Genomic DNA, 9,181 nt, shown 5'->3' with positions numbered 1-9,181 from the left:
GTTCGGATTCATCGGTAAACGCGCTGGGTCGGCGTGAATAAAGATTCAACGCTCCCAGGTTCCGCTCATCAACATACAGCTGGAAGGCGAGCATGCTGCCCACGCCGGCCGCGGATGCTTTCTCGGCGAACACCGGCCAGCGCTGCTCGCAGCTCATGTCAGGGACCCGCACCGTGCGGTGTTGATAGGCCGCGTCCAGGCATGGGCCCTGACCGGTTTCGTTCTGCAGCGCATCGACCATGCATGGCAGCTCACCGGACGGGGCACGCGAGCCAACATTTTTGCGGTCGAAGACCACGCTGATGGAGCCTTCCTCCACACCGGGGATTAGCTCAATCGCGGCATGGACCACGCTTCTGAGAACATCATCCGGGTCCTGCTCCTCATGCAGAGTCCGCGCCAGATCACTCAGCTTCCGGGCAAGCTCCTCCGGGCTGGCATTGCCTCCATTATGTTCCGATGGTTCGCCTCTGCCCGATTCTTTGATCCGCATTTGTCCCCCTCATCCACTGCCGCTGACACGCCCGGTGATTGGACGCGGTCAAAAGCATAAACCACAGCGGTAGAAAATCACCACACCGGTCTTGACGTATCCCGGTTTCCCGTCCCGCCGGATGATTCAGATCGCCCCTCCACATCCACCACTGTGGTTGGACAGGTCGGGGCCGCCCCGGCCATGACAGATATCCCCACCTCGGGATAGTCGCCGTGGGGCGCACCGGATCAGGACGCGTCCGGCCAAATCCGGTCCGCTTGCCGGCATCTTCTCGTTTTGAGGGCCGCAATGGTGGAAAAGCTGTTCGTTCTATCTTGGGTTCAGACTGCTCTTGGGAGTGTTGGTGATGGAAATGGCGTCGATGACGACGTCCGAGAGTCGTCCGCTGCGCTGAAATACGGCGCGTTGACGCCTCGAACCTGTTCCGCGGGCGAGTACCTGACCCTGCTCCCGATTATTTGTCCCGGGCGTAGCACGTCACTGCTTTGTGGCTCACTCCGGTTCAACCTGGATCAATTGACCATCGACGGCCCCGGCTACAGTGACGTGTTTGGGCCGAATACAACCGTCATGATCTTTCATGTAGACCTTTTTGTGAATGAGTTCGAGATCAGCCGGAGGCCTTCTTCGCCCGGCGGATGCGGTGCAGGATCGGCTCTGTGTACCCGTTCGGCTGGCTCCCGCCAAGCAGCACGAGGTCACGAGCAGCCTCGAAGGCAAGCCCTGGACCTTCCGGGCCGACCAGTGGCTCGTATAGAGCATCGGCCGCGTTTTGCTCGTCGACGATGCCCGCGATACGTTTCATGCTCTCGAGCAGATCTCCCTCGGTGATAATGCCGTGGGTCAGCCAGTTCGCCAGGAGCTGACTGGAGATCCGCAGTGTTGCCCGGTCTTCCATAAGCCCGACGTTCCTGATGTCGGGCACCGTCGAGCATCCGATGCCCTGGTCGACCCAGCGTACGCGTACGTGGCTCGTATAGAGCATCGGCCGCGTTCTGCTCGTCGACGATGCCCGCGATCCGATTCATGCTCTCGAGAAGATCTTCCTCGATGATAATGCCGTGGGTCAGCCAGTTCGTCAGGAGCTGGCTGGAGATACGCAGTGTCGCCCGGTCTTCCATAAGCCCGACGTTCTTGATGTCGGGCACCGTCGAGCATCCGATGCCCTGGTCGACCCAGCGTACGACGTAGCCGAGGATCGACTGCACGTTGTTGTCGAGCTCCGCCTGCTTCTCCTCATCCGCCCAGTCTGGGTGCGAAGCCAGCGGAATCTCGAGGATCGGGTCGACGCCGACGTGCGCTCTCCTCTTGACCTCGTCTTGCACCAGGGACACGTCGACCTCGTGGTAGTGAAGGGCGTGCAGAGTCGCCGCGGTGGGTGACGGCACCCAAGCGGTTGTGGCACCGGCCTTTGGATGCGTGATTTTCTGCTCGAGCATCGCGGCCATGAGGTTGGGCATCGCCCACATGCCCTTGCCGACCTGTGCTCGGTGCTGGAATCCGGCACTGAGGCCGGTATCGACATTAAAGTCCTCGTACGCTTGAATGAAACGCTGCGCCTTGAGGTCGGCCTTTCTCACGAACGGGCCGGCGTAAAGGGACGTGTGTATCTCGTCGCCCGTGCGATCGAGGAAACCCGTGTTGATGAACACGACACGGTCCTTCGCGACGTCGATGCATGCCTTGAGATTTAAGGTCGTCCGCCGCTCCTCGTCCATGATGCCGAGCTTCATTGGTGAGCGGTGCGATGCCGAGAACCTCCTCGACCCGGCGGAACAACTCGACGGTGAACGCCACTTCTTCGGGTCCGTGCATCTTCGGCTTGACGATGTACACCGAACCGGTGCGCGAGTTCTTGAGACTCGTGTCGCCCCTCAAGTCGTGAAGCGAACCGAGCGTGCATATGAGGGCGTCCAGTATGCCCTCGGGGATCTCGTTGCCCTCTCGGTCGAGCACGGCGTCCGTCGTCATTAGATGACCAACCTGACGGATGAACATCAGAGCGCGTCCGTGCAGGGTTATGGAGTCCCCCGCGAGGGTCTTGAAAGTGCGATCCCCGTTCATCGTGCGCGTGAAGGTTTTGCCGTCCTTGACCACCTCCTCCGAGAGGGTGCCCTGGTTAAGCCGCAACCAGTTCCGATACCCGAGTGTCTTATCATCGGCGTCGACCGCTGCGACAGAATCTTCGAGGTCCATGATCGAGGTCAGCGTAGATTCGAGCACGATGTCTTTCACGCCCGCAGCATCGGTGCCGCCGATGGGATGCGAGGGGTCAATCTGGACCTCCATGTGCAGCTCATTGTGGACGAGAAGGATGCTCGTCGGGGCGTCCTTCCGGCCGGCATAGCCCACGAGCTGGGCAGGGTCGTCGAGTCGGTTGGTACTCCCATCGGCGAGTGCGACAACCAAGCCATCGCCGTCGATCGTGTACGAGGTGGCGTTGGCATGCGAACCCGATTTGAGCGGAGCGCTGTCGTCGAGCAGCTTGCGACCGAAGGCGATTACCTCCGCGCCACGCGCAGTGTTGTATTCAGCACTCCGAGCCAGCTCGCCCTCATCCGCGATCGCATCCGTGCCGTACAGCGCATCGTAGAGGGAACCCCAGCGTGAGTTCGCCGCGTTGGTGGCAAAGCGGGCATTCAGCAGCGGCACTACCAGCTGCGGACCGGCCTGGGACGTAATCTCGGTATCCACCCCTATCGTGCTGATTGTGAAGTCGTCCGGCTCCTCGACGAGGTACCCGATCTCTGTGAGGAAGTTCTTATATGCCATCGGCTCGGGCTTGCCAGGCGCGGCACGGTGGTAGTCGTCGATCTTCGCCTGCAGTTCGTCGCGTTTGGCGAGTAACTCACGGTTCCGAGGCACGAGATCCCGGAGAACCGCTGCGACTCCTTCCCAGAATGCGCCGGAATCGACGCCGCTGCCCGGCATTGCCTCGTCCTCAACGAATCGGAAAAGGGGCGTAGCTACGCTGAGGTCGCCGACCTGGATATGATTCGTCATTTGCAGCTCCTTGAACACTTTTTCGCAACATGGAATGTAGACTCTACCTTGTGGAATATATCAGAACGGGAAATCATGGCAACTGATATCGGGCGCGCCCGAGATGCGCGCGCCAGCTTCCGTCTGCTTCCCTAGGGTGAGCGCCAGCGCTCATTTGGAGTTGGCACGGGGCCTGCGCCCGCCGTATCGTCGCGGAACTCGGCGAGACGGCTAAACCTCGCGATCCTCACGATGACAAACGACCAGAAGGAATCATGGGAAACTACTTTGAGTCATCCAACATCACCTACGAAGCAGCACAAAACGCGGTCAGCGTGGCGATCGCCGAAGGCGCTAAAATCGGCGTGCTCGCAGTTGTCACTGTCGTCGATCCCAGCTTGACCATGGTGGCGTTCGGCAAGGCCGACGGGGCGACTCCGCACAGCGTCGAGACGAGCCGCCGCAAAGCGAATACCGCTGCGTCCACTCGCAAGAAGACCGGCTGGATGTCGGACGCGTTCGCGATTCAGCTTCCCCTCGGCACCGGCGGCCTGCTCACAAACATCCAGGGTGGATCCCCGCTGAAGTTCGAGGGCAAGCACGTCGGCGGCCTCGGCGTCGCCGGTGGCACCCCCGACCAGGATGCTTCCATTGCGGCCGCAACGCTCGCCGCAATCGGTGCCGACGCCGATTAGTTCCGCTTTCGCTGACCGCGCCCGCCGGGGCATCAATAGTTGAACGTGTATAAGCTGCGCGGATCTGGAAGGCATACCATTCCGCTGCCTGCGAATCGGTCAACCATTGCCCGCGCGCACTCACGGGTCCCGGCTTAACGCCGGAACCCCCGGCGGGATATTTCCTGTCGGGGGTTCCGAAGCGGACGGACTTAGTTGAGCGTCGCCGTGTCGATGACGAAGCGGTAGCGGACGTCCGAGGCGAGCACACGCTCGTAGGCCTCGTTGATCTTCCCGGCCGGGATGACCTCAACTTCGGCGCCAAGGTGGTGCTCGGCACAGAAATCGAGCATCTCCTGGGTTTCACGGATGCCGCCAATCATGGAACCGGCGAAGGAGCGGCGTCCGCCAATGAGCGCGAACGCGTTGACCGGCAGCGGTTCGGCTGGTGCACCGACGTTGACCAGCGCACCGTCAAGGGACAGCAGGCCCAGGTAGTCGCTGATGGGGAGTGATGCGCTGACGGTGTTGATGATCAGGTCGAAGGATCCGGCAAGATCCGTGAACGTGTTCTCGTCGCTGGTGGCGAAGTAGCGCTCCGCACCCAGGCGCAGCCCGTCTTCCTGCTTCTTCAGGGACTGCGAGAGCACTGTCACTTCGGCGCCCATGGCTGCGGCCAGCTTCACGGCCATGTGGCCGAGCCCGCCGAGCCCGACGACGGCGACTTTCTTACCCGGTCCGGCGCCCCAGTGGCGCAGCGGCGAGTATGTGGTGATGCCCGCACACAGCAGTGGTGCGGCGACGTCGAGCTCGATGCCCTCGGGGATCCGGAGTACAAAGTCCTCGGTCACCACCACGTGGGTGGAGTACCCGCCCTGGGTAATGGAGCCGTCGCGGTCCACGGCACCGTAGGTGCCCGTGTTGCCGTTGAGGCAGTACTGCTCCTCCCCGGCCACGCAGTTCTTGCACTCGCCGCAGGAGTTCACCATGCAGCCGACGCCAACCCGGTCACCGACGGCGTGTTTGGTGACGTTGGAGCCGATTTCGGCAACGACCCCGGCGATCTCATGGCCGGGTGCCAGCGGGTAGGACTGGGATCCCCAGTCGCCGCGGACCGTGTGGATATCCGAGTGACAGATACCTGCGTACTTGATGTCGATCAGCACATCGTCGGGGCCGACGTCGCGGCGTTCGATAGTGGTGGGGATGAGGTCCTCAGTGGCAGATGGAGCTGCGTAAGCATTAACAGTCGTAGGCATAAATGACTCCTGCACATCGTGTGACTTGAATTCTTTGTCCAATTCCCAAACGTCAGGAGCCGACGTCGTATTCCTCAGCGGGAGAACGGGAGTATCTGCTTAGAAATCTAACCGTGGACCGGGTGTCCTCGCACTAGGGGAAACTCCTAACTGGAGTGGCTACGCGTATCGATATGCCAAGGCTTCCAGGGATCGTTTTCGAACTGCCGGGAGTACTCGGCGGAGGTGTTACGAACTCTCCCTCACTCGACGGTCACGGGAAATCTCTGAGCTACCATCTGTTGAGCCTGAAGGTTTAGGACCTAGCGTCGGAGTCATCCAGTCACATATGCGTTCTCTGGGTCGTTGACTTACGGCCGGATTAGCCGCTGACCGTTGGTCCAGCAGACTGCACGCAGCCAGTCGTCGTCGAGCCGGGGTTCTTGTTCGCGCAGGCGTTCAAGGGCTTCGAGCTGGTGGGCGTACGAGTAGGGGATATTCGGGAAGTCGCTGCCGAGGGCGATCCGGTCGGGCATGTCCGCCAGAAGGAGCAATAGCTCCGCGGGGAAGGGCGCGACGTCCTCGAAAAAGTCCGTGAACACCATGGTGGTTCCAGATGTACGTTCGGATAGCGCTCAGCCAGGTCGAGGAACTCGGTGTACTCGGGTGCACCGAGATGGGCGACGACGGCGGTCAGATTTGGGTGCCGGCGCAGTACGCCTTCGAGTTTGTCGGGTCCGGTGAAACCTCCCCGCGGAACCGGGCCACTGCCGATATGTACGACAACGGGAACCGCAGCTTCCGCCAGCAGGCCCCACGCCTTATCCAGGATTGGCTCGCGGACATCGAACCCGCCAACTTGCGCATGGATTTTGAAGACCCGCGCACCGCGATCGAGAGCTGAGCGGACCTGGTCAAGAACATCGTCCTCGGGATAGAACGTCGCGCTGGGAATGCAGTCGGGATTTTCAGCCGCCAGGTCGAGCGCGAAGTCGGTGAGGTCGGCTGCCATATCGGGTTTGTGGGCGTAGGTCAGGGCGGCGAAGCGGCGCACTCCCATTTTCCGCAGGTGCGCCAACCTGGCGTCCTGATCCCAGCGATAGTTAATTGGCCAGGGCCGCCCGATCAGCGGCCCGGCGTCGTCGAAGTGGGCCCAGACGCGCCGCATCATCCGCTCGGGCAGGAAGTGGGTGTGGATGTCGATCAGACCCGGCAGGCCGAGCCGCGCCCACCAAGCGGGGACGTCGTCGTCGGTCATTGATGCCATGGTGCCTCGTTCCAAACAACTCCCATACAGCAGTATTGCTCATAACGGCGGCGTCCTGGCCAACTCCACACAGGAGCTGGCCAGGACGCAGTGGTGCCGCGCGGCCGTGTTACTTGACCAAGGCTGCTTCGGCGGGTTCGGGCGCTGCCTCCTCCTTGTTGCGATGGCGGGGAACAACGAGCGTTATCAGGGCACCAATTACTGCGACGACGGCGAAAACGTAGAAGGCCGCTTGATTTTGGACCTGTGCTGCAATCAGGAAGCCGCCGATGAGGGGACCGCAGACGCCGCCGAGGCGTCCGAAACCGGCACACCAGGAAACACCGGCCGCCCGGGCATAGGTCTCGTAGTAGTTGGAGACGAAACCGTAGATGAGCACCTGGGTACCAATGGTTCCGACGCCGGCAACGGCCACCAGTGACAGCAGAACCGCAAACGGCAGTTCCAGAGTGAGCAGCACCAGCGACAGGGCGGCAAGGAAGAACGTCGTGGCCACAACCTTCCGGGGATCCAAACGGTCGGCCGACAGCGAAGCGACCAGACCACCGAAGATAGCGCCACCATTGAGGACGAGCAGGAAGGTCAGGGAGAACGTCTGTCCATACCCGTAGAGGCTCATGATTTCCGGCAGCCATGTGTTGAGACCGTAGGTCAGCAGCAGACCGGAGAAGCTCATCAGACCGAGCAGCATTGTCGGGAAGAAGTAGCGCTTGGATGCCAGGGCGGCAAAACCTGCGCGTTCAGCTTTCGGCGCTGGCTCCGATGACGCAGCGACCGCAGCGGGCAGCGGAATGCCCGTCTTTACCGATACCGCTTTGGCGTCGGCAAGCCGGCCACGGGACAGCAGCCACTTGGGCGACTCCGGGAGCTTCATCAGAGCCATCGGGAACAGGAACAGCAGCGGCAACGCACCTATCCAGAACAGTCCGCGCCAGCCGATTGCATCGGTCAGCACGATCGCCAGCAGCGAGGCAAGCACCCCGCCGACAGGGACGCCGGAGTAGACGATGGCGTTGTAGAAATTGCGCTGACCCTTTGGCGCGAACTCTGCCACCATGGCGCCTGCCGTAGCGACGAGCGCGCCGATACCGAGGCCGGTGAAGAAGCGGAGGGAGCCAAAGATCATCACATCGGGAGCCATGGCTGTCGCGGCCATCCCCAGTGAGAACAGGACAATACCGATCAGCATGATGCGTCTGCGGCCCACGTAGTCGCCGACGCCGCCGGCGACGAGCGCGCCCACCATGACACCCAGCAGTGCGGCACTGCCCAGTGCTCCGGCTTCCGTTGCGTTGATGGCTCCGAGTTGGGTTGGGTCATCCAGCAGCATCGGGACGATGGCGCCGTAGACGACGAGATCGTAGCCATCGAAAATCAGGGCCATGGCGGCAATCGCCACAACCCACCGAACGGATTTCTTCTGCTTCGCGGTAGCAGGTATCGCAGGTGATGTCATATGCGAGACTCCTTTGTCTTCGGGAACGCGTGCAGCGGTACCACAGGGGCATTCCAGCGGGGTTGCCGTGAACTGCAGCTTCAACTGCTGCAGGCAGGCAACTGGACAGGAGGCGCCGTCGTCGTCCGCATATCCCGGGGATGAGGGAAAGGCTCAGGTGCGCGGTGTTGCACCGATTCGAAATTCCGAGCGGACCTCCACCAACTCATCCTGACTGGAAGTGGCGCCGATCACACTAGCTGTTTGCCTAGTGTCCTGATTCGTTAATTCGTTTCAGGTATCTGGCGATGGAGGCGAGGATGTCTTCGGCGGTTTTGGTCCAGATGAAGGGCTGTGGATCCACGTTCCAGGCCTTCACCCAGCTGCGGAGGTCTTTCTCGAGGGCTTGCACGCTGCGGTGATCAGAACGTTGCAGTAGGTCCCGGGTCACTTCCGCGAAGACACGCTCGACCTGGTTGATCCACGACGAGTACGTCGGGGTGAAGTGCATGTGGAACCGTGGGTGCTTCTCAAGCCAGTTCTTCACTGATGGATGTTTGTGCGTGGAGTAGTTGTCGCAGACGACGTGCACGTCGAGGTGCTCGGGGACGTTCTTGTCGATCTTGGTCAGGAACTTCTTGAACTCGACGGCACGGTGTCTGCGGTGGATGGAGGATATGACCGTCCCGTCCGTGACGTTGAGCGCCGCGAACAGGCTCGTGGTGCCGTGCCGGACGTAGTCGTGCGTCCGACGCTCAGGGGTTCCCGGCATCATCGGGAACGCTGGCTGTGATCTGGCCAGGGCCTGGACCTGGCTCTTCTCATCGACCGATAGTACGACCGCGGATTCCGGCGGGTTCAGGTAGAGGCCGACGATGTCGTAGACCTTCTCGGTGAACAGTGGATCGTTGGAGAGCTTGAACCCCTCCTCCAGATGGGGCTTGAGACCGAACGCCTTCCAGATCCTACCGATCGTCGACTTCGACAGGCCGGACTTCTCGGCCATCTTCGCCCGTGACCAGTGCGTCGCGTTCGCCGGGGTCGATTCCAGCGTGTCCACCACGACGTGCTCAACCTGATCCACACTAA

Annotated in this window: 7 protein-coding genes and 3 pseudogenes; 2 read left to right on the top strand and 8 right to left on the bottom strand. The window is 61.5% G+C overall.

The annotated features are described in order from the left end of the window. The 4 genes and pseudogenes from Y707_RS22310 to Y707_RS32450 form a co-directional block, all read right to left on the bottom strand. Positions 1–493 (bottom strand): GAF domain-containing protein (locus Y707_RS22310; protein WP_051441499.1); only part of this gene is annotated, 493 nt, incomplete at its 3' end. Positions 494–1,106: 613 nt separating this feature from the next. Beyond that, positions 1,107–1,481, bottom strand: coding sequence for a hypothetical protein (locus Y707_RS30385; protein ID WP_155852619.1), 375 nt, complete (start codon positions 1,479–1,481; stop codon positions 1,107–1,109). A 214-nt stretch (positions 1,482–1,695) separates the two neighbouring features. Further along, positions 1,696–2,214: pseudogene (locus Y707_RS32455) on the bottom strand (malate synthase G); the annotation flags it as partial. 79 nt (positions 2,215–2,293) lie between these two features. Beyond that, positions 2,294–3,499: pseudogene (locus Y707_RS32450) on the bottom strand (malate synthase G); the annotation flags it as partial. Positions 3,500–3,753: 254 nt separating this feature from the next. Here Y707_RS32450 and Y707_RS0100800 point away from each other — a divergent pair. Further along, entirely contained in the window at positions 3,754–4,173 is a 420-nt protein-coding gene (locus Y707_RS0100800; protein WP_026533708.1) for a GlcG/HbpS family heme-binding protein, read from the top strand. A gap of 191 nt (positions 4,174–4,364) precedes the next feature. On the opposite strand, the gene Y707_RS0100795 is transcribed toward Y707_RS0100800, so the two are convergent. Continuing rightward, on the bottom strand, positions 4,365–5,411 hold the full coding sequence (locus Y707_RS0100795; protein WP_026533707.1) for an NAD(P)-dependent alcohol dehydrogenase: 1,047 nt from the start codon (positions 5,409–5,411) through the stop codon (positions 4,365–4,367). Positions 5,412–5,584: 173 nt separating this feature from the next. Here Y707_RS0100795 and Y707_RS33355 point away from each other — a divergent pair, with 173 nt between their 5' ends. Further along, complete coding sequence (locus Y707_RS33355) at positions 5,585–5,710, top strand: AtuA-related protein (RefSeq protein WP_442853267.1); 126 nt, start codon at positions 5,585–5,587, stop codon at positions 5,708–5,710. A gap of 51 nt (positions 5,711–5,761) precedes the next feature. Here Y707_RS33355 and Y707_RS22300 read toward each other — a convergent pair. The 3 genes and pseudogenes from Y707_RS22300 to Y707_RS0100775 form a co-directional block, all read right to left on the bottom strand. Further along, a pseudogene (locus Y707_RS22300) lies at positions 5,762–6,558 on the bottom strand (amidohydrolase family protein). Positions 6,559–6,766: 208 nt separating this feature from the next. Then, a complete protein-coding gene (locus tag Y707_RS0100780) occupies positions 6,767–8,113 on the bottom strand; it encodes an MFS transporter (protein WP_026533704.1) in 1,347 nt (448 codons plus the stop codon). Positions 8,114–8,360: 247 nt separating this feature from the next. After that, positions 8,361–9,181 (bottom strand): IS630 family transposase (locus tag Y707_RS0100775; protein ID WP_026533703.1); only part of this gene is annotated, 821 nt, incomplete at its 5' end.

The organism is Arthrobacter sp. H14 (genome assembly GCF_000520495.1).
Classification (GTDB): domain Bacteria; phylum Actinomycetota; class Actinomycetes; order Actinomycetales; family Micrococcaceae; genus Arthrobacter_C.
Note: the sequence above shows the minus strand (reverse complement) of the source record. Positions and strands in the feature narration are given on the sequence as shown.

What these genes read in the sequence shown, in the direction of transcription:
- Y707_RS30385 (WP_155852619.1), bottom strand. Translation starts at nt 1,481, where the DNA reads ATGCTCTATACGAGCCACGTACGCGTACGCTGGGTCGACCAGGGCATC.
- Y707_RS0100800 (WP_026533708.1), top strand. Translation starts at nt 3,754, where the DNA reads ATGGGAAACTACTTTGAGTCATCCAACATCACCTACGAAGCAGCACAA.
- Y707_RS0100795 (WP_026533707.1), bottom strand. Translation starts at nt 5,411, where the DNA reads ATGCCTACGACTGTTAATGCTTACGCAGCTCCATCTGCCACTGAGGAC.
- Y707_RS33355 (WP_442853267.1), top strand. Translation starts at nt 5,585, where the DNA reads ATGCCAAGGCTTCCAGGGATCGTTTTCGAACTGCCGGGAGTACTCGGC.
- Y707_RS0100780 (WP_026533704.1), bottom strand. Translation starts at nt 8,113, where the DNA reads ATGACATCACCTGCGATACCTGCTACCGCGAAGCAGAAGAAATCCGTT.